The sequence below is a fragment of the Microbacterium longlingense genome (assembly GCF_058349825.2).
In genome coordinates, this window is sequence record NZ_JBYRJA020000006.1 from 212214 (window position 1) to 231111 (window position 18898).

General features: G+C 69.7%; 18 protein-coding genes. 12 read left to right on the plus strand and 6 right to left on the minus strand.

The window, feature by feature from the left end; all coding sequences use genetic code 11:
* The first annotated feature begins 81 nt into the window (after nucleotides 1–81).
* Together AC3RXY_RS10720 and AC3RXY_RS10725 are read left to right on the plus strand one after the other, a co-directional pair.
* A complete protein-coding gene (locus AC3RXY_RS10720) occupies nucleotides 82–789 on the plus strand; it encodes a hypothetical protein (RefSeq protein ID WP_491510905.1) in 708 nt (235 codons plus the stop codon).
* Between the two features lie 58 nt (nucleotides 790–847).
* Nucleotides 848–1042, plus strand: a complete 195-nt coding sequence (locus AC3RXY_RS10725) for a PLD nuclease N-terminal domain-containing protein (protein ID WP_491510976.1) — start codon at nucleotides 848–850, stop codon at nucleotides 1040–1042.
* Nucleotides 1043–1189: 147 nt separating this feature from the next.
* On the opposite strand, the gene AC3RXY_RS10730 is transcribed toward AC3RXY_RS10725, so the two are convergent.
* The 3 genes from AC3RXY_RS10730 to AC3RXY_RS10740 are packed head-to-tail and all read right to left on the minus strand — an operon-like array spanning nucleotide 1190 to nucleotide 3341.
* Nucleotides 1190–1597 carry a VOC family protein gene (locus tag AC3RXY_RS10730; protein WP_491510906.1) on the minus strand — a complete coding sequence of 136 codons (408 nt, stop codon included), beginning with the start codon at nucleotides 1595–1597 and terminating at the stop codon, nucleotides 1190–1192.
* A gap of 9 nt (nucleotides 1598–1606) precedes the next feature.
* On the minus strand, nucleotides 1607–2053 hold the full coding sequence (locus AC3RXY_RS10735; RefSeq protein ID WP_491510907.1) for a helix-turn-helix domain-containing protein: 447 nt from the start codon (nucleotides 2051–2053) through the stop codon (nucleotides 1607–1609).
* A 10-nt stretch (nucleotides 2054–2063) separates the two neighbouring features.
* Nucleotides 2064–3341, minus strand: coding sequence for an MFS transporter (locus AC3RXY_RS10740; RefSeq protein ID WP_491510908.1), 1278 nt, complete (start codon nucleotides 3339–3341; stop codon nucleotides 2064–2066).
* Nucleotides 3342–3428: 87 nt separating this feature from the next.
* Between AC3RXY_RS10740 and prfB the strand changes: the two genes are divergently transcribed.
* A complete protein-coding gene (prfB, locus tag AC3RXY_RS10745) occupies nucleotides 3429–4538 on the plus strand; it encodes a peptide chain release factor 2 (protein WP_491510909.1) in 1110 nt (369 codons plus the stop codon).
* A 4-nt stretch (nucleotides 4539–4542) separates the two neighbouring features.
* Nucleotides 4543–5703, plus strand: a complete 1161-nt coding sequence (locus tag AC3RXY_RS10750) for a MalY/PatB family protein (RefSeq protein WP_491510910.1) — start codon at nucleotides 4543–4545, stop codon at nucleotides 5701–5703.
* Nucleotides 5704–5811: 108 nt separating this feature from the next.
* Here the strand turns inward: AC3RXY_RS10750 and AC3RXY_RS10755 are convergent, their stop codons facing one another.
* Nucleotides 5812–7170 carry a hypothetical protein gene (locus AC3RXY_RS10755; RefSeq protein ID WP_491510911.1) on the minus strand — a complete coding sequence of 453 codons (1359 nt, stop codon included), beginning with the start codon at nucleotides 7168–7170 and terminating at the stop codon, nucleotides 5812–5814.
* Between the two features lie 116 nt (nucleotides 7171–7286).
* Here AC3RXY_RS10755 and ftsE point away from each other — a divergent pair, with 116 nt between their 5' ends.
* Genes ftsE through smpB form a run of 3 tightly spaced genes read left to right on the plus strand, consistent with a single transcriptional unit; the run spans nucleotide 7287 to nucleotide 9695 of the window.
* The gene (gene ftsE / locus AC3RXY_RS10760; protein WP_491510912.1) at nucleotides 7287–8246 is read left to right on the plus strand and encodes a cell division ATP-binding protein FtsE; all 960 of its coding nucleotides are present in this window, start codon (nucleotides 7287–7289) and stop codon (nucleotides 8244–8246) included.
* Nucleotides 8243–9160, plus strand: coding sequence for a permease-like cell division protein FtsX (ftsX, locus tag AC3RXY_RS10765; RefSeq protein WP_491510913.1), 918 nt, complete (start codon nucleotides 8243–8245; stop codon nucleotides 9158–9160). Before ftsE ends, ftsX begins: the two co-directional genes overlap by 4 nt.
* A 58-nt stretch (nucleotides 9161–9218) precedes the next feature.
* On the plus strand, nucleotides 9219–9695 hold the full coding sequence (gene smpB / locus AC3RXY_RS10770; RefSeq protein ID WP_491510914.1) for an SsrA-binding protein SmpB: 477 nt from the start codon (nucleotides 9219–9221) through the stop codon (nucleotides 9693–9695).
* A 52-nt stretch (nucleotides 9696–9747) separates the two neighbouring features.
* On the opposite strand, the gene AC3RXY_RS10775 is transcribed toward smpB, so the two are convergent.
* Both AC3RXY_RS10775 and AC3RXY_RS10780 read right to left on the minus strand, forming a co-directional pair.
* The gene (locus tag AC3RXY_RS10775) at nucleotides 9748–11616 is read right to left on the minus strand and encodes a prolyl oligopeptidase family serine peptidase (RefSeq protein WP_491510915.1); all 1869 of its coding nucleotides are present in this window, start codon (nucleotides 11614–11616) and stop codon (nucleotides 9748–9750) included.
* A 35-nt stretch (nucleotides 11617–11651) separates the two neighbouring features.
* Nucleotides 11652–13472, minus strand: a complete 1821-nt coding sequence (locus AC3RXY_RS10780) for a siderophore-interacting protein (protein ID WP_491510916.1) — start codon at nucleotides 13470–13472, stop codon at nucleotides 11652–11654.
* A gap of 190 nt (nucleotides 13473–13662) precedes the next feature.
* Here AC3RXY_RS10780 and fepB point away from each other — a divergent pair, with 190 nt between their 5' ends.
* From fepB to AC3RXY_RS10805, 5 genes are all read left to right on the plus strand, one after another.
* Nucleotides 13663–14670, plus strand: coding sequence for a Fe2+-enterobactin ABC transporter substrate-binding protein (fepB, locus tag AC3RXY_RS10785; protein ID WP_491510917.1), 1008 nt, complete (start codon nucleotides 13663–13665; stop codon nucleotides 14668–14670).
* Nucleotides 14671–14754: 84 nt separating this feature from the next.
* The gene (locus tag AC3RXY_RS10790) at nucleotides 14755–15771 is read left to right on the plus strand and encodes a FecCD family ABC transporter permease (protein ID WP_491510918.1); all 1017 of its coding nucleotides are present in this window, start codon (nucleotides 14755–14757) and stop codon (nucleotides 15769–15771) included.
* A complete protein-coding gene (locus AC3RXY_RS10795) occupies nucleotides 15768–16844 on the plus strand; it encodes a FecCD family ABC transporter permease (RefSeq protein WP_491510919.1) in 1077 nt (358 codons plus the stop codon). Before AC3RXY_RS10790 ends, AC3RXY_RS10795 begins: the two co-directional genes overlap by 4 nt.
* 1 nt (nucleotide 16845) lies before the next feature.
* Nucleotides 16846–17649, plus strand: coding sequence for an ABC transporter ATP-binding protein (locus tag AC3RXY_RS10800; protein ID WP_491510920.1), 804 nt, complete (start codon nucleotides 16846–16848; stop codon nucleotides 17647–17649).
* Nucleotides 17650–17904: 255 nt separating this feature from the next.
* The gene (locus AC3RXY_RS10805) at nucleotides 17905–18852 is read left to right on the plus strand and encodes a methylenetetrahydrofolate reductase (RefSeq protein ID WP_491510921.1); all 948 of its coding nucleotides are present in this window, start codon (nucleotides 17905–17907) and stop codon (nucleotides 18850–18852) included.
* Nucleotides 18853–18898 lie beyond the last annotated feature (46 nt).

An 18898-nucleotide genomic window follows, 5' to 3' on the forward strand; every position in this document is an offset into this window, starting at 1 on the left:
CACAAGGACTCTCACATCCATTCTTTGGAATCGACAGGAGCGACAATGCGAATCTTGCGAGATCGACTAGGGACTACCAAGATGAAGAAGTCATCGCGAATGCTGGCGCTGGCTGCGGGTATCGCCGTGCTTTCGGTTGTACACTCAGCACCGGCCATGGCCTCAGAACAAGAGGATAGCTTGCAGGAAGTGCGAGCCAGCTTCGAGTCGTTGGGCGTCGCGCCAAGTGTCGCGCAGCAACTCGTTGACACCTTGGAAAGTGGTGTGCCCCTTGACTCGATGAAGCCGGGCTCCACACCAGTTTCTACTGAGTCCTTCCTTCAGGTCGGAGACACCGCTTACGCCAACGACGGCGACAGCGTAACCGTCAAGTGGTACGCGGATGGTTCGCCTGCGGTCACTGCTGTGGAGACGCCTGTTGAGCAGGCTGACGGCATCGGATTGCGCTCCATCCAGGGATGCACCTACGATGGCAACCCCAACACTAGCTACGCAAACGGATGCACCATCTCCGGGTGGTGGGGAACCGTGCAAATCGCCTTCCTGGCCGACTACACACTCAACTCTGGTAGCACCAAGGATGCGATCCGCAGGACTTACGGCGGCTGGCAGCAGTGCGTATTTCCGACTACCTGCGACCGTCCCAGCGAGATTGAGTCGAGCTATCAGGAAGGCTCGAGCGCGGCATTCTCTCGTTGGGGGTCCACGGTAAGCTCTCCCGTCGCGTCGTGGGAGGTTTGGATGCAACTTAACGTAGGTGGCGACCGTGCTTGGTCTACATCCTCTTAGCGAGACTTCGGAGATCACCCTTCCGTTTGGGTGGGGCCTGTTTGCAACCGCGGCAACAGTGGTTGTCATCGTCGTAGTGATAGGCGGCGTCGCATGGACACTCCTTGATAGGAGGCCGGTAACTGCCTCGCGCAAGATCGTGTGGAGCGCTGTTCAGATCTTTCTTCCGGTCATAGGGCTAGTGCTGTGGCTTCTGATTGAAGCTCCTTTGAAGGACTCCCGCAACGAGGAACACTCAGCAGCCCAAGCCTGATCCGCTCCATGCGGTCGCACGTACCCAGGAAAGACCCGCTCTCCAACCTTCTTGGTGGGCGGGTTCTTTCTGCGCCTGAACAGGTGAACCGTCCCGGGTTCTGTGCTGCTTCTATGCGGGGTGCGGTTCTGGGGCGTGGGCGGGCCGTCAGGCGCGCAGCTGCAGGCGGATGAGGTTGCCGGCCGGATCGCGGAACGCGCAGTCGCGCACGCCCCAGTCCTGGTCGGTCGGATCCTGCACGATGTCCGCGCCGCTGGCCACCACGCGGGCAAATGCCGCGTCGAGGTCGGGCGTGGCGAGCAGGATGCTGGCGAACGTGCCCTTGGCGATCATCGCCGTGATGACCTCGCCCTCGGCCGCCGAGATGTTCGGGTCAGCGGTCGGGGGATACAGCACGACGGACGAGTCCTGGCCGGGAGCGCCGATCGTGATCCAGCGCATCGCCTCGTAGCCGACGTCGAGACGCACCTCGAAACCGAGCACGTCTCGATAGAAGGCCAGCGAGGCTTCCGGGTCGGTGTGCGGCAGGAACGTGGAGTGAACGGAGATCGTCATGGCCCCAGGTTAGGAGCGCGCGCCCGGCGGAACTTCTCGATTCCTGATCGGTTTGGTCGCGTAGCGGGTGAGGCAGCCCGGCACCCCGTCCGTCGCGCCGGCGGCTCGACGCCGGTAGCTGCTGGGCGACTCGCCGACGAGCTCGGTGAAACGTGTGCTGAACGTTCCCGGCGACCCGAACCCCACGGCGTAGCAGACCTGGGTCACGCTCATCCGGCCGCCTCGCAACAGCGTCATCGCGCGCTCGACCCGCCGGGTCATGAGGTAGCGGTGGGGAGGCTCCCCGTAGGCGGCTCCGAACCGGCGGGTGAGATGCCCGGCAGACATATGCGCGCCGCGGGCGAGCTCCTCGACCGTCAGGGGCAGGGCGATCTCGCGGTCGATCCGGTCACGCACACGGCGGAGGGCGCGCAGCTCGTCGAGGTTCGTCGCGCCGTTCGTGGCCCGGTGGCTCATCGCGGCGTCCTCATGCCTCATCGCGTCCGGGCGGCGTCGGGACGAACGCCGGGATCCACCGCAGGAACCCGGCGGCCCCGAGGACCCCGACCGCGCCCATGACCGCTGCGGCCGCGGGAAGCGAGACCGCAGCGGTGACCGCGGAGATCACCAGCGGTGCCGCGGCGCCGCCGGCATCGGTGAGGGTGCGCCACGAGCCGAGGAAGGCGGCGGGGTCGCTCCGGGACGCAGCGTCCGCTCCCAGGGTCATCAGAATGCCGCTCGAGAGTCCGTTGCCGACCCCGAGCACCGCGGCGCACATGCCGTACCAGAGCACGGCGCTCGCGCCGTCGTGCGTGGCGGCGAGCAGAATGAGCCCGCCGCCCATCATCAGCATCGAGGGAAGCGCCGCCCAGAGTCGTCCGAAGCGGTCCATCACCTGGCCGCTCGCGTAGAAGAGTGCGAAGTCGATCGACCCGGAGATGCCGACCACCAGGGCGATCGTGTGCGGGTCGAGGCCGATCGACACGCCCCACAGGGGGAGAATGACCTGCCGAGCCGAGCGCACAGACGACATCGAGGCCGCCGCGAGTCCCAGCCGCGAGAGCACATGCCGGTTGCGGTACATGGTGCGGAACACCCCGACGCGCTCCTGCGCAGGGATCGATCCTGTCACGGCCTCCCCGGTGTCCTCGACGATCAGCGCCGCCGCGGAGCCGCGCGCCGGGGGTGTGCTCTGCTCCGGGTCCGGCCCGAAGAGAACCAGCAGCATGGCGAGCATCAGCATGACCGCGAACAGCCAGATGGCGGCATGCTCGTCGCGGAATATCGCCAGGAGCCCGGCCGCCACGAACGGGCCGAGAAACATGCCGAGGCGCCAGCTCCCGCCCAGCAGCGCCAGAGCGCGTGCACGGTAGGCGATGGGCGCGCGCGAGGTCATGAACGCATGCCGTGCGAGTGAGAATGCGGCGGCTGCGAGACCGATCACGAACATCGCCGCGGTCAGCACCGGCACGCTCGGCGCCCAGATCGCGGCGAATGCGCCGGCGAGGGCGATCGCACCGCCGATCACCATCGTGAACCGCTCACCGATGCGCGACACGAGCCAGCCGGCGGGGATGTTGCCGCACAGCTGCCCGACCACGAGCGCGGCAGAGACGAGGGCGGCGCCGGCGACGTCGGCACCCATCTTCGTCGCGATCACCGGGACGATCGGCAGCACGGCCCCCTCTCCGAGGGCGAAGATGACGGTGGGCAGATACACCATCGGCCCGAACTGGAGGAGTACGGATCGGGCGGATGACGTCATCCCTCCACCGTAGACCGGTCGTGTTCGCTTCTCCGGATGTCGGTATCCGCTCGGCGAGAGCCGCGCCGGCGGTAGTCTGAGGGAGCCATGCTTGAACTCGATCTCTCCGCCGACATCCAGGCCCTCCGCTCGACCTACGCCGACATCCGCGAGGTGGTCGATGTCGAGGGCCTCCGCGCCGCCATCGCCCGCCTGAGCGAGGAGGCCGGCGCCCCCGATCTGTGGGACGACACCGAGAACGCCCAGAAGGTGACGAGCGCGCTCAGCCACCGCCAGTCCGAGCTCGCCCGCGTCGAGGGCATCGGCCGGCGACTCGACGACCTCGAGGTGCTCGTCGAGCTCGCCAACGAGATGGAGGACGAAGACTCCGCCGCCGAGGCGCGCACCGAGCTGAAGAGCCTCAGCGATGCGATCGGCCAGCTGGAGGTGCAGACGCTTCTGGACGGTGAGTACGACGAGCGCTCCGCGATCGTCACGATCCGCTCGGGCGCCGGAGGCGACGACGCGACCGACTTCGCCGAGATGCTCATGCGCATGTATCTGCGCTGGGCGGAGCAGCACAAATATCCGGTCAAGGTCATGGACACCTCCTACGCCGAGGGTGCAGGCATCAAGTCGACCACGTTCGAGATCGACGCCCCGTACGCGTTCGGCACGCTCTCCGTCGAGGCCGGCACGCATCGTCTCGCTCGCATCAGCCCGTTCGGCTCGGCCGACAAGCGGCAGACCTCGTTCGCCGCGGTCGAGGTGATCCCCCTCATGGAGGAGGCCACCGAGGTCGACATCCCCGAGAACGACATCCGCGTCGACGTGTTCCGCTCGTCCGGCCCCGGCGGGCAGTCGGTCAACACCACCGACTCTGCGGTCCGTCTGACGCACCTTCCGACGGGCATCGTGGTGTCGATGCAGAACGAGAAGTCGCAGATCCAGAACCGCGCCGCCGCCATGCGCGTGCTGCAGACGCGCCTGTTGCTGCTCCAGAAGGAAGAGGAGGCGGCGAAGAAGAAGGAGCTCGCGGGCACCATCACCGCGAGCTGGGGCGACCAGATGCGTTCGTACTTCCTGTACGGGCAGCAACTCGTGAAAGACCTCCGCACCGGCCACGAGTCCGGCAACCCGGCCGCCGTGTTCGACGGCGACCTCGACGGCTTCATCTCGGCGGGGATCCGCTGGCGTAAGCGCAAGGACGAGGACTGATCCTGTGCCAGAGGACTTCGACGCGATCACCGAGGAGGTCCTGCGCGCCCGCGGCGGTTTGAAGTGGTCGCTGTTTCCGGACAAGATCGGCGCTTTCGTGGCGGAGATGGACTTCGGTGTCGCACCGGAGGTGACCGCTGCGCTGCAGCGGGAGGTGGACCTCTCGCAGTTCGGCTACGGCGCGCCGCAGGCCTCCGCCGCACTCTCGCGAGCCACCGCCGACTGGTTGCGAGACGCATACGACTGGGACGTCCGTCCATCCCGCATCCACCCGGTGGCCGATGTGCTCAGCGCCATGGTCACGACGATGGCGTTCTACGCCGACCCTGAGGCGCCGCTGATCGTGCCGACCCCGGCATACATGCCGTTCCTCACGCTCCCTGCCGCGCATGGCCGGGAGATCGTCGAGGTTCCGCTCGCGCACGATGGCACGCGATTCGTGCTTGATCTCGACGCGATCGATGCTGCTCTCGCTCCGCGGGGCGGTCTTTTCATCCTCTGCAACCCGTACAACCCGGTCGGGCGCGTGTTCGATCGTGATGAGCTGATCGCCCTGAGCGAGGTCGTCGAGCGCCGCGGAGCGCGCGTGTTCTCCGATGAGATCCATGCGCCGCTGGTCTACCCCGGGCGCCGTCACATCCCGTACGCGTCGGTCTCTGATGCGGCGGCCGCGCATAGCGTCACCGCCGTCTCCGCGTCGAAGGCCTGGAACTTCCCGGCGCTGAAGTGCGCTCAGATCGTACTCACCAACGATGCGGACGCCGTGCTCTGGGAGCGCATCGGCTACCGGGCCGCACAGGGCACGAGCCCGCTCGGGGTGCTGGCCACCACGGCGGCCTACGGCGAGGGCCGCGCGTGGCTCGATGAGGTCATCGGCTATCTCGATGACAGCCGCCACTACCTGCGTGAGCTGCTCGACGAGCATCTTCCCCGGGTGGGGTATACGGCGCCGGAGGGCACGTACATCGGCTGGCTGGACTGGCGGGCCTATGACCTCGGTGACGAGCCTGCGCGGTTTCTGCGGGAACGCGGGGGCGTGGCCCTCACCGAGGGCACGCAGTGCGGTGCCGCAGGGCAGGGGCACACGCGCATCATCCTCGCCACGCCGCGGCCGATCCTCCGGCGGGCCGTCGAACAGCTCGCCGAGGCTGTCGCCGCGCGCTGAGCATCCGGGACGCCGAGCGCGGGTCCGCAACACAGGAGGCACCCCTCGTGCCTCGCCCGCCGGGCTCCGCCACGCCGGTGCCGGCGTGGCGGAGCCCGGCCCTCGCCGCTACGGGCGGACGACGTAGACGGGGTCCTCGAAAAGGCCCGGTGTGAGCCGGAAGACGCCGTCATCGTCCACCGGCACGCTGACAACCGTGTTGCCGACGCCCTTCTCGCCGGGGCCGAGGAGCGGGATCTCCAGGATCATGGGAGCAGGGGCGATCGCGTCGTAGCTGGAGGTGATGGTGCCGTCCGCGGAGACGTACTCCATGGTGACGAACATCGGCAGGCCCTGGTCATCGCCGATGTACTCGATCGTGAGCTGGATCAGCGCGTACACGTACCCCGCAGGCGGCTGCTCGTTGAACATGCTCGCGGCGACCACATCGTCGGTGGCGTCGAGGTTGATGCTGTCGACGGTGATGCGGTATTCCTCGCTCTCGACCGTCGTGCCGATCGGGTAGGGCGATGTGCGACTTCCTGCTCCGGTGCCCTGGTCCGACGGCGTCGGGGTGGCGCCGTGGTAGTCGGTCGGAGTCTCGGAGGGAACGGCCTCCGGCGTGGCGGGCACGGACGTGGGCACGGATGTGATGGTCGGCGCGGGCGACCGTGACTCGGAGACCGCGCCGACGAACCAGGTGATCCCGAGCACGATGACCGCCAGGATGCCGCCGAGGAAGGCGACCACCAGGCCCACGACCGACGGCCACTTCGCCGTGCCGCGGAGGAAGAAGCCGACGATCGACACGATCGCGGCCACGCCGAGGACAACGAGGGCGATGCCCGGCGCGAAGATCGCGACGAGCGTGCCGATGACGGCGAGGCCGAGTCCGGCGATTCCGGCGATGTTGATGCCGCGCGGCGCTCTCGGCGTCACCGGAGGGGGCGCGTAGCCGGGGGCGACCGGGGCCGATGGGCCGGGGTATCCGGCGCCGGCCGCGTACGGCGGCGCGCCATACACCGGCGCGCCAGAGGCGGGCCCGGCGTATCCCGGCGCCGGGTACGCCGGTGCGCTGGCTCCGGGAGCCGGGTAGCCCGGCGAGGCATAGCCCGGCACGGGGAACGACGGCGGCGGAGTCGGCGCTGCTCCGCCGCCGAGACCGGGGATGACGGGCACGGTCGGCTGGTCGTCGCCGAAGCCGGACGGCAGGGGGATGGTCGGCGCGGTGTACGCCGGCTCCGCCGGCGGCGGCGAGAGAGCGGGGGCGTTCAGCCCGGGGAGGGGGTAGGCCGGCGGGGCATCGAGGTCGACGGTGTCCGCAGCTCCGGGCGGCGAGACGGGGGCGGGGAAGCCGGCTGCCCCGGCTGCCTGCGCGGGGACCCCGCCCTCCGGCGCGACGAACGGCGGCGGCGGGGGAGGGAACGCGGCATCCGGATCGCCGGCGGATGCCGCGGGCGGGTCTGACTCGGGCGGCATCGTGGTCATGAGGGTCCTTTCACGCGACCCTCCAGATATAGCAGCCAGACCCGGGCCAGATATAGCAGCCAGACCCGGGTGGCGCTCAGGCCGGAACGGACCGGACCGCTTAGGCTGGACGGGCCATGATTCGGTTCGAGAACGTCACCAAGCGCTATCGCGGGGCCGCGCGTCCTGCGCTGGACGACATCGACTTCGAGGTGCAGCCGGGCGAGTTCGTCTTCCTGGTCGGCGCCTCGGGCTCGGGCAAGTCGTCGTGCCTGCATCTGATCCTCCGTCAGGAGGTTCCCTCCGCCGGGCAGATCCACGTGCTCGGCCGCGACCTGCGGAAGATGTCGAACCGCAAGGTGCCCTACTTCCGGCGCAAGATCGGCGCTGTCTTCCAGGACTTCCGGCTGCTGCCGTCGAAGACCGTCTTCCAGAACGTCGCGTTCGCCCTCCAGGTGATCGGGTCGTCTCGCGGCTACATCCACCAGGCGGTGCCGGAGGTGCTGGCGCTGGTGGGCCTGGACGGCAAAGAGAAGCGCCTGCCCAGCGAGCTCTCCGGCGGCGAGCAGCAGCGTGTGGCGATCGCCAGGGCGCTGGTCAACCGGCCGCAGGTGCTGCTCGCCGACGAGCCGACCGGAAACCTCGACCCCACCACGTCGGCCGACATCATGCAGCTCCTCGCACGGATCAACGCGGGGGGCACCACGGTGGTCATGGCCACCCACGAGGCATTCTTCGTCAATCGCATGCAGCGGCGTGTGATCGAGCTGCGCGACGGACGTCTGGTGCGAGACGAGCTCGGCGGCGGCTACGGCGACACCTCGGCGATGCTGCGCGTCGCGCCGGAGGAGACCCGCGGCGCCGCTGCGACGGCCGCACGCTCGGAGGTCGAGCTGGCGCAGCAGGAGGCCGAAGCCGTGGCATCCGCTCCTGTTCCGGCTCCGGAAGAGATACCCGCTGCCTTCGCGGCAGGAGCGACAGATACCGAGCTGCGCAAGAACCCGATCGTTCTCCCCGAGGTGGATGTCGCCGAGCTCGGCGTGGCCGACCGCCTCGGCCTGGACGGCGACGACGACGGAGTGGGGCCGACCGCATGAGGCTGGGACTTGTTCTGTCCGAGGCGTTCACCGGCCTGCGGCGCAACATCTCGATGGTGATCTCCGTCGTGCTGGTCACGTTCGTCTCGTTGACCTTCGTGGGTGCGGCAATGCTCATGCAGATGCAGATCGGGGAGATGCGGCAGTTCTGGGAGGACCGCGCGCAGATCGCGATCTACATGTGCTCGGACATCTCCACGGTCGAGACCTGCGTCGACGGCGCGGCGAGTCAGGAGCAGCTGGACGCCGTCCGGGCGGAGCTGGAGGGTCCGACGCTGTCGCCTCTGATCGCCGACCTGCGGTTCGAGACCCGCGAGGAGGCGTATCAGAACACGCTCGATCTGGTGGGCGACGACTACGTGGGCCTCATCACCCCTGAGCAGATGAGCGAGGTCTTCTGGGTCAACCTGAGCGACCAGACCCGTTCCGACGTGATCGCCGAGGCGTTCCAGGGGGTGCGGGGCGTCGAAGAGGTCAAGGACCAGATGGAGTATCTCGATCCGCTCTTCTCCGCACTGACGGTGGCGACATACATCGCCGTCGGCATCGCGGTGCTGATGCTGATCGCGGCGGTTCTCCTGGTGGCCACCACGATCCGGCTCTCCGCCTATGCCCGGCGCAAGGAGATCGGCATCATGCGCCTCGTCGGTGCGTCGAACCGTTTCATCCAGCTCCCGTTCGTGCTGGAGGGCGTGTTCGCCGCGGTCATCGGGTCCGCGCTGGCCAGCGGTGCCGTGCTCGCGGGGGTGCATTTCGGCGTGCAAGAGTATCTGAGCAGCCGTGTGGCGTTCGTCACCACCTGGGTCACCACGCAGGACGCGCTGCTCTTCGTGATCCCGGTGATCATCGGTCTGGGCGTCGTGCTGGCAGCGCTGTCGGCCGGATTCGCGATCCGTCGCTGGCTGCGCACCTGACGCGATAGACTGATCGGCTGCCGCCCGCACGGGGTGGTGACGGATCAGGAGAAGCATCATGCCCAGGGAACGCGGAGAGAAGGTCATTGCGACCAACCGACGCGCGCGTCACGACTACAACGTCGAGAAGTCGTACGAGGCGGGGATGGTGCTCACCGGCACCGAGGTGAAGTCGCTGCGCCAGGGGCGGGCCAACCTGACCGACGGATACGCGTTCGTCAAGGACGGCGAGGTGTTCCTCGACGCCGTGCACATCCCCGAGTACTCGCAGGGTCACTGGACGAACCACTCCGCCAAGCGCGTGCGCAAGCTGCTGCTCCACAAGGAGGAGATCCTCAAGCTGTCGCACGCGGTGTCGGCCGGCGGGTACACCCTGGTGCCGCTGCGGCTGTACTTCTCCGACGGCCGGGCGAAGGTCGAGATCGCCCTCGCCAAGGGCAAGCGAGAGTTCGACAAGCGGCAGACCCTCCGCGAGCGTCAGGACAAGCGCGAGGCCGAGCGGGCCATGCGCACCCGCAACCGCATGGGGGAGTGACCGGGAGCCCTGTCGACCACGGGTGCCGAGCCTTCCCTCCCGGCCGCCCCGGTCAGAGCGCGGGATCGAAGCCGAAGGCCTCACCGAGGAACACCAGCTCCGCCTCGGCGGCCGCGATGATCGTCTCGGCGCGGCGGAAGCCGTGGCCCTCACCGGGGAACAGCAGGTAACGATGGGGAACGCCGCGGGCGGCCAGTGCATCCCGGATCACCTCGGACTGCGCGGGCGGCACCACCGCGTCGTCCGCGCCCTGCAGAATGAGCACCGGCACGTCGATACGGTCGGTGTGGGTGAGGGGTGAGCGCTGGACGTACACGTCCTCGGCCTCGGGGAGCGGGCCGACGAGGCCGTCGAGGTAGTACTTCTCGAAAGCGTGGGTGTCGCTCGCAAGCGCGCGGAGGTCGCTCACACCGAAGCGGCTGATTCCGGCGCGGAACACCCCGCCGCGCACCAGGGAACACAGCACGGTCCAGCCGCCGGCAGAGCCGCCGCGGATCGCGATCCGTTCGGCGTCGGCCACCCCGGCATCGGCGAGGCCCTGCGCTGCGGCGATCACGTCATCGACGTCGACGACGCCCCACTGGCCGTCCAACCGCTCCCGGTAGGCGCGTCCGTACCCGGTCGAGCCGCCGTAGTTCACATCGAGCACGCCGATGCCACGGCTGGTGAGATAGGCGATCGCGGTCGACGCCTGCCCGCCGGTGTGCGAGGTGGGTCCGCCATGCACGAGCACGACGTAGGGCGGCAGCTCCCCGGCCGGACCGGTGATGTCCGGGTGGGCGGGAGCGTAGTCGAAGGCGTGCACGGGACCGTGCGGTCCGTCGAATGTCACCGGCCGCGCCCCGGGCATCCACGCCGGGTCGGCCGGCTCGCCCCCACGGATCCGCGTGGTCGCGCCGTCCACATCGATGCACCACAGGCCATCGGTCACGGTGGTTCCGCCCCCGGTGAGCAGCACACGGGAGCCGCGGGAGTCCGGGATGCTCAACCGTGCGTTCATGGGCGCCTCGATCGTGCGCTCTGCGCCGTCGGCGTCGATCACCACGATCGCGTCGGACCCGTTGGTGCGCAGGGCGACGATCCGTCCATCATCGAGCGGGCGGTACCACCGCTGATCGAGCACCCAGAGGCTCCCGCCGGTGTCGGCATCGGCGGGAGAGACGCGCACCGGTGTCCCGCCGATGCGCACGCGGGAGAGATTCCAGCGCCCCGAGGAGTCCTCGGCGAACAGGAGCTCGTCCGCTCCGATCCACTCGGGCTGCAACGCCGCGCGCCCTGGCACGTCGACCGGCGTGCCTCCGTCGAGGTCCGCGACCACCAGCCCGGCGTCGTCCCACGGCATGCGTCGTTCGTCCCACTGCACCCAGGCGATACGGGTGCCGTCGGGGGAGAGTGCAGGGTGGGCGATGAAGTCGCGCCCGCGCACGATCACGTGCGCATCACCGTCGCCGGGGGCGGGGATCTCGACGAGGCCGTGCCAGGTGGTGCCGTCCTCATCCTCCTCCGTCACGGCAAACAGGCGCCCCTGCTGCAGGCGCAGCCCTCCGTGGCGCACACGCCCCCCGGTGTCCGGGGTGAGCGGCGTCGGCGCACCACCGGCGCGCAGTGCATAGACGCGCTGATCGGATGCCTCCACGAAGAACAGCACGCCGTCGTCGGAGGCGGCCCACGACCCGCCGCCGTACTCGTGCACACGCGAGCGCGCACTCCACGGGTTCGGCAGCACCTCGGCGTCTGAGGCGGCATCGGCGAGCGTGGTCCGGCGCACGGTCATCCGACCGCCCTCGGCGGGAACAGACTCGCTCCACCACACCTCGTCGCCCACGAAGCGCGCGTCGTCGACGCGCGGCACCGCCGTGGTGAGATCGGCCGCGTGCAACGGCGACGGCCAGGATCCAAAGGGCAGGGCAGCAGGCGTCATGCCTCGAGCCTAGGCGGCACGCCGTGATGGGTGCGTCACCGCCCCGGTCGTGCCGCGGTGTAGAGCGAGAAGCCCCAGCCGATCGTGGTGCGCTCAGGGTCGGGGAGCCCGGCGGCCGCGAAGAGCGCGCGATGCTCGTCGTCGGTGCGCAGCGCACCGCCGTGCAGCGCGAGCTCGATCAGATCGTTCTCGTAGTCGTGGTCATGGGCGAGCTCCGGGACGAGCGGTCGGGTGAACAGGAGCACCTGCCCACCGTCCGCGACGCTGTCGGCCGCCCAGCGGAGAGCGGCAACGGCAGCGGTGTCCGGCAGGGAGCGGATGCCCTCCGACAGCAGCAGCGCATCGATCGGGTCGGCCAACGGCGCACGGTCGGCATCCGCACCGCGCGGCGCGTCGGGGTCGCCGGGGGCAGCGACGATCTGCACGCGCGCATCGGCGTAGCGGCGCACGATCGCCTCGGCGAAGCTCCCCGCGGCCTCGCCGCTCACGGCGACGGCCGAGGATGCGGGGAGTTCGACCGCGGCGGCGAGGGCACCGGCCACATACACCGCACGCTCGCTCTCCTCCTCGATGCGCGCTGCGCGGCGTCGGGTGTCCGCCCGCTCGCGATCGGCGTACGGCGCACCGAACCAGCGTGCGTAGTCGCCCGCACCGGTCTGCACCACCGAGAGGAGCGACAGCATCCCGCCGAGCTCCCGGTGTGCTGTGGGGCCGGTGAGGTCGAGGTCGGCAGCGACGTGGTCGTCGTCGAGAAGGCGCCCGAGGCCGGTGAGCCGCCAGCGGTCGTCCCCGGTGGACTCCGCGACGCCGATGGCGCCGAGGTAGCGCAACAGCCGCGCGATCGCGGCGACGTCCGTGCCGGTGGCCGCGGCGATCTCGGCGGCGGAGCGCTCGTCGTCGCCGAAGGCTGGTCCCAGTCCGATGGTGGCGGCCACGCGCAGGGCGAATCCCGGGGCGATCTCGCTCAGCTCGTGCAGACGGTCCGCATCGTCCTCGGTCGCGTCGAGGTCGGGCATCGAAGCGTCGTCTTCTGAGACGACGACCTCCTGTCTGCGCCAGTATCCGGTCACCTCGACCTGCTCCTTGGGCAACCCCTTCTCCTGGCGCAGCCAGCGGCGGATGGGGGTGAGGGTCAGAGCCTCCCCGGCGACCCAGGCGAAGACCGTGCCCTCCGGCCACGCGGCGGCGCGCAGGGCATCGAGCAGGAGCGTCGTGGTGCCCGGTTCCGCGCCGTCGCGGCTCAGCCAGGTGATCTCCACGCCGGGAGGGGTCGGCAGATCCTGACGGTGCTCCGCCTCGGCGACCTCGATGAACACCTGGGCCGGCTGTCCCACCGGCCACTCTTCGAGCCAGCGCCCGATTGCGGGAAGCGCCGTCTCATCCCCGGCGATGACCACGGCGTCAGCCCCTTCCGGGTGTGCCATCGACATCTTGGGGCCGGCGATCTGCACCTCCTCGCCCGGCTCCACGCGGGTCGCCCAGCTGGTGGCGGGGCCGACGCCGTGCCGGACGAAGTCGACATCGATCTCGCCGCTCTCCGGATCCCAGCGCCGCACGGTGTAGGTGCGCATCACGAGGTGCGGGTCCTCGCGGGGCCAGTCGAGGACGCCGTCCGCCTGCGCCGGTCCGACCGCCTTCTCGGCCTCCGGGTGCTTCAGCAGGACCTTGAACTCGTCGTCGAAGCCGTCAGACCGGAACGCCGCGACCGGGAATCCGTTCTCCGCGGTGTGGGCGGCCAGCTGCTCGCCGCCGAGCGTCACGCGGCGCATGCCGGGGGTGACGTCTGCGACCCGGAGCACCCGGAGGACGCGCGTGGTGATCGGGAACACATCGAGGGGGCGGAGGTTGCGCGGCACGGATATCTCCCGGGAATCGAGGCCTGTCGGTCGCTGAGGTTAGACATGCCTAACCAGGGATGGGTTAGGCTAGGGTCACCATACCGAGAGTATCCGTGATCGGGCCATCTGGCATGCTCGTCGCCTCGCGCTCGATCTCTCGGTGCGCCCCGTGTGCGTGCGCCGAGTGCCATCCCCGAAAGGAACACCCATGTCGTTCGCCCAGACCACGCGAACCCGATGGACCGGCGGTCTCGCCGTGCTCGTCGCCGGCGCCCTGGCGCTGGTCGGCTGCTCGTCCGCCGAGACGCCCACCGCAGAGCCGACCGAGACCACCGCGGCGGGGGAGTCCTCCGCCGAGTGGCCCCGCACGTTCGAGAACTCCGACGGCACGGTCACCGAGATCCCCGAGCAGCCCGAGCGGATCGTCTCGACCACCGTCACCACCACGGGCACGCTCCTCGCGATCGATGCGCCGGTCGTGGCGTCTGGCTCGGCGGCGAACGGCCAGTTCTTCGGTCAGTGGGCCGACATCGCCGCCGAGAAGGGCGTCGAGAACATCTTCCCGGTCGGCGAGGTCGACCTCGAGGCGATCATCGCGCAGGACCCCGACCTGATCGTCGTCGCCCGGGGCGGCGCCGATTCGCTCATCGACAACCTGGCAGAGCTTCAGGCCATCGCCCCGACCATCGTCGTCGACTACGGCGTGGTCACCTGGCAGGGACTGGCAGAGCAGCTGGGCGAGGCCACCGGCCTCGAGGAGCAGACCGCTGACGCGATCGCGGACTACGACCAGTACGTCGCCGACGCCGCCGCGAAGATCACCGTTCCCGCCGGCACGGCCAACATCTTCAGCTTCAACGGCCCCGGCGAGCACAACAACATCGCCCGCGCGGGCGGCGTTCACGCCGACGTGCTGACCTCGCTGGGCTTCACCGTCGAGGACCCGCCGCTGGACTGGCACACCATCGACGAGGAGCGCAGCGACTTCGTCTTCGCGACCTACGAGAACCTCACCGAGCTCACCGGCGAGACCACCTTCATCCTCGCCCAGGACGACGCAGGCGCACAGGCCTTCGCGCAGGACCCGACGATGGCCAACGTGCCCTCGGTCAAGGCCGGCCAGGTCTACGGCCTCGGCAAGAACTCGTTCCGCATCGACCGCTTCAGCGCCGAGCAGATCGTCGATCACATCGTCGAGCTCTTCGGAACCAAGTAGTCCGACGGACAACGATCGGGCGGCGCCGGGCCATCATCCCGGCGCCGCCCGCGGTCCGTCCCGGCTGGCACCCTCACGCACCTCATGACCCCCGCTCCCGCACGGTTCGCGCGACGCCGTATCGGCATCGTCGTCCTCATCGCGCTCCTCATCGTCGCCACGTTCGTCAGCGCCTGCTTCGGCACACGCGACATCCCGCTCTCGACCACGTGGGACGCGATCTTCCACTTCGACCCGGAGAGCTCGGAGCACCTGCTGGTCGTCAACCAGCGCATCCCTCGTGCCCTCGTCTCGGTCCTGGTCGGCCTGTGCCTCGGCGTCGCCGGCGCCGTGATGCAGGCGCTCACCCGCAACCCGCTCGCCGAGCCGGGCATCCTGGGCGTGAACGCCGGTGCCGCCGTGCTCATCGCCTGCGGCATCGCGTTCTTTTCTCTCACCGAGCCGGTGCACTACATGTGGCTCGGGCTCGTCGGCGCGGCACTCGCCGGCGTCGCCGTCTACCTGCTCGGCGGCGTCCGTCAGGGCACGAACCCGGTGCGCCTCGTGCTCGCCGGTGCGGCGCTGACCGTCGTGCTGGGTGCGCTCACGCAGCTCATCATCATCAACGGCCTCGAGGAGGTCTTCGATCGGTACCGGCACTGGATGGTCGGCTCGGTCGCCGGACGCGGCTACGAGGTGCTCGTCCCGGTGGGGCTGCTCGCCGCTGTCGGTCTCGTCCTCGCCATCGCGCTCGCCCGCCCGCTCGACTCGGCGATGCTGGGGGAGGACCTCAGCCGTTCGCTCGGCGGCAGTCCCAACCGCGTCTGGGCCCTCGCCGGCATCGCGGTGATCATCCTCGCCGGCGCGGCGACCGCGGCCGCCGGTCCGATCGCGTTCCTCGGCCTGGCAGCCCCGCACCTCGCCCGCCTGATCGCCGGCGTCGACCACCGCTGGGTGCTGCCGTACTCTGGCCTTCTGGCCGCGCTCATCATCGTCGTCGCAGACACTCTCGGCCGGGTGATCCCGCCCAAGGGCGAGGTCAGCGTCGGCATCATGGTCGCTCTCATCGGCGGGCCGTTCTTCGTCTATCTCGTCCGCACCCGCAGGATCGCGCAGCTATGACCGCAGCACCCCCGTCCTCCCGGAGCACGAACCGGGCACCGCATCCGCGCGGCTTCGTCTGGCGCAGCGGCCCGGTGTCGCTCATCGTCTCGCCGCGCGTCGTCGTGGTGACCGCCGTCCTCCTCGCCCTCGTCTTCGTGCTCGGGGTCGTGGCGATGCAGATCGGCACCGTGCCGCTCGGCTTCGGCGAGGTGCTCGCGGCGATCGCCGGCGCGGATCCGGATCCCAAGCACACCATGATCGTGCGCGACATCCGGCTGCCTCGCATCATCACGGCGATCTTCTGCGGTGCGGCGCTCGGCGTCTCCGGTGCTGTCTTCCAGTCGGTGTCGCGCAACGCGCTGGGGTCGCCGGATGTGATCGGCTTCACGACCGGCGCCGCCACGGGCGCGATCGCGCAGATCGTGCTGTATCAGGCCGAGCCCGTGCAGGTCTCCCTCGGTGCGATCGGCGGGGGCCTGGGCACCGCGCTGATCGTCTACCTCCTGTCGATCAAGGGCGGGGTCACCGGCGGGTACCGTCTGATCCTCGTCGGCATCGGCGTCGGCGCGATCCTCGGAGCGCTCAACGGCCTGATGCTGGTGCTGGGAAACCTCGACAACGCCATCGCCGCCAATCTGTGGCTGGCCGGCTCTCTCTCGGCCCGCAACTGGGGGCATGCGCTCCCGGTGATGGTGGGGACGCTGTTGATCATCCCGCTGGTCGCGCTCCTGGCCCGGCGCACGTCGCTCATGGAGATGGGCGACGACCTCGCCCAGCAACTCGGCGTTCGGGTGGAACGCACCCGTGTGTGGATGATGATCCTCGCCGTGCTCCTCGCCGGCCTCGCCGTCGGCGCAGCGGGGCCCATCGCGTTCGTGGCCCTCGCCGCTCCCCAGCTCACCTCCCGGCTCACCCGCAGCCGCGGGATGCCCGTCCTCAGCGCCGCCGCCATGGGCGCGTGCATCCTCGTCGTCGCCGACGTGATCTCGCAGATCCTGCCGTTCGACGCGACCGTCCCGATCGGCCGGATGACCGGCATCATCGGCGGTCTCTACCTCATCTGGCTCCTCACCCGTTCGAAGCAGGTCTGACATGACGACTCCCGCGCTGCACGCGCAGTCCGTGACGCTCTCCTACGACGCCCGCCGGGTGGCAGAGGACCTCACCGTGGAGATCCCGCACGGCGAGGTCACCGCGATCATCGGCCCCAATGCCTGCGGGAAGTCGACGCTGCTGCGTGCCCTCTCGCGTCTGCTGGCGCCGCAGACGGGCACCGTGCTGCTCAACGGGGAGGATGTGCGCAAGCTGCCGCCCAAGGAGCTCGCGCGCCGCCTCGGCCTGCTGCCGCAATCGTCGGTGGCGCCGTTCGGCATCACCGTCGCCGACCTCGTCGGTCGCGGACGCTTCCCCCATCAGCGCATGCTGCAGCAGTGGTCGGTCGACGACGAGAGGGCCGTCCAGCAGGCGATGGCGGCCACCGGCGTCACCGAGCTCGCCGACCGCAGCGTCGAGGAGCTCTCGGGCGGCCAGCGCCAGCGGGTGTGGATCGCGATGCTGCTGGCGCAGGACACCCCGGTCATGCTGCTCGACGAGCCGACCACGTACCTCGACATCGCGCACCAGATCGACGTGCTCGAGCTGTGCCGCCGCCTCAACCGCGAGGAGGGGCGCACGATGGTCCTCGTGCTGCACGACCTCAACCAGGCCGCCCAGTACGCCGATCATCTCGTCGTGCTCAAGGACGGAGAGCTGGCAGCGGCCGGGCGCCCGGCCGACGTCGTGACGGCCGAGCTGCTGGACCGGGTCTTCGGCCTCACCGCGCAGGTGCTGGTGAACCCGGTGTTCGGCTCCCCGATGGTGATCCCGATCGCCAGCACCACCCGCACGGGGGAGTAGGCCTCTTCCGCCAGGCCGCAGCGGGCGTACCGACGCCCGCTGCGGCCTTCGGCGTGCCCGCCGGGCGCCCCGGAACGGCGTGGATGACACAGAGCGTCACGGACGTGCGGGCCGCGGAAGGCGTGCTCTACGGTGAGACGCAAGCATCCGGTCAGGCCGGATGCGGTGCGACAGCCGAGCCCGGCATCCGCGCCGTCGACACGCGTTGCACGCGTGTACGCGGTTGCCCGTTCCGAACTGTCCACAGGAGACGAGATGTCCTTCGACACCCCCGCCGGTGACGGCGTCGTCCCGTTCTCTTTCGAGCTCTATCCGCCGCGATCGCCGTCCAGCCGCGACGCGCTGCACGAGACCGTGCGGCGGCTCGCGGCCGCCGGTCCCCGGTTCATCTCCGTCACCTATGGCGCCGGAGGCTCGACCGGGGGGCGCTCCCTCGAGGTGCTGCGCTTCATCCGTGAGCACACCGACGTCGAGCCCCTGGCCCACCTCACCTGCGTCGGCAACACCTACGCGGGTGCCACCGCCCTGATCCGGGAGTTCCTCGATGCCGGCATCCTGAACTTCCTCGCGTTGCGCGGCGATCCCCCGACGGGGCAGGACGAGCCCTTCCTCGGCGATCTCGAGAGCGCAGCGCAGCTCGTGCAGCTGATCGACCGCGTGCAGGCGGAGCGCGAGCCCTACGAGGAATCACCGGTTCCGGGGCATCCGGACGCGGCACGCATCGCCCCGGGCCGCCGCGTCAACATCTCCGTCGCGGCCTTCCCCAACGGGCACCCGCGTTCGGTCCACCGCCACCAGGACATCGAGGCGCTCCTGGCCAAACAGGCCGCCGGCGCCACCTTCGCCATCACCCAGCTGTTCTTCCACGCTGACGACTACTTCTCGTTCGTGGATCGTTCGCGTGCCGCGGGGGTCACCATCCCGATCCTCCCCGGCATCATGCCGATCACCTCGCCCCAGCGCCTCACACGGGTGCTGGAGCTGAGCGGTGAGGAAAGCCCCGCTGAGCTTTCCATCGCCCTCGAGGTCGAGCCGACCGTCCAGGGCCGCACCGAGATCGGCATCGGGCACGCCGCCCGGCTCGCACGCGAGCTGGTCGACGGCGGCGCGCCCGGCGTGCACCTGTATGCCTTCAACCAGCACGAGACGGTGCTCGCCGTTCTCGCCGAGGCCGGCGTGACGCCGGTCCCCGCAGCCCCGTAGACCCCAGCCAGACCGCAACATCGCGCAGACGTGCCAGCCCCGCGGG

What these genes read in the sequence shown, in the direction of transcription:
- AC3RXY_RS10720 (WP_491510905.1), top strand. Translation starts at nt 82, where the DNA reads ATGAAGAAGTCATCGCGAATGCTGGCGCTGGCTGCGGGTATCGCCGTG.
- AC3RXY_RS10730 (WP_491510906.1), bottom strand. Translation starts at nt 1,597, where the DNA reads ATGACGATCTCCGTTCACTCCACGTTCCTGCCGCACACCGACCCGGAA.
- AC3RXY_RS10735 (WP_491510907.1), bottom strand. Translation starts at nt 2,053, where the DNA reads ATGAGCCACCGGGCCACGAACGGCGCGACGAACCTCGACGAGCTGCGC.
- AC3RXY_RS10740 (WP_491510908.1), bottom strand. Translation starts at nt 3,341, where the DNA reads ATGACGTCATCCGCCCGATCCGTACTCCTCCAGTTCGGGCCGATGGTG.
- prfB (WP_491510909.1), top strand. Translation starts at nt 3,429, where the DNA reads ATGCTTGAACTCGATCTCTCCGCCGACATCCAGGCCCTCCGCTCGACC.
- AC3RXY_RS10755 (WP_491510911.1), bottom strand. Translation starts at nt 7,170, where the DNA reads ATGACCACGATGCCGCCCGAGTCAGACCCGCCCGCGGCATCCGCCGGC.
- ftsE (WP_491510912.1), top strand. Translation starts at nt 7,287, where the DNA reads ATGATTCGGTTCGAGAACGTCACCAAGCGCTATCGCGGGGCCGCGCGT.
- ftsX (WP_491510913.1), top strand. Translation starts at nt 8,243, where the DNA reads ATGAGGCTGGGACTTGTTCTGTCCGAGGCGTTCACCGGCCTGCGGCGC.
- smpB (WP_491510914.1), top strand. Translation starts at nt 9,219, where the DNA reads ATGCCCAGGGAACGCGGAGAGAAGGTCATTGCGACCAACCGACGCGCG.
- AC3RXY_RS10775 (WP_491510915.1), bottom strand. Translation starts at nt 11,616, where the DNA reads ATGACGCCTGCTGCCCTGCCCTTTGGATCCTGGCCGTCGCCGTTGCAC.
- fepB (WP_491510917.1), top strand. Translation starts at nt 13,663, where the DNA reads ATGTCGTTCGCCCAGACCACGCGAACCCGATGGACCGGCGGTCTCGCC.
- AC3RXY_RS10790 (WP_491510918.1), top strand. Translation starts at nt 14,755, where the DNA reads ATGACCCCCGCTCCCGCACGGTTCGCGCGACGCCGTATCGGCATCGTC.
- AC3RXY_RS10795 (WP_491510919.1), top strand. Translation starts at nt 15,768, where the DNA reads ATGACCGCAGCACCCCCGTCCTCCCGGAGCACGAACCGGGCACCGCAT.
- AC3RXY_RS10800 (WP_491510920.1), top strand. Translation starts at nt 16,846, where the DNA reads ATGACGACTCCCGCGCTGCACGCGCAGTCCGTGACGCTCTCCTACGAC.
- AC3RXY_RS10805 (WP_491510921.1), top strand. Translation starts at nt 17,905, where the DNA reads ATGTCCTTCGACACCCCCGCCGGTGACGGCGTCGTCCCGTTCTCTTTC.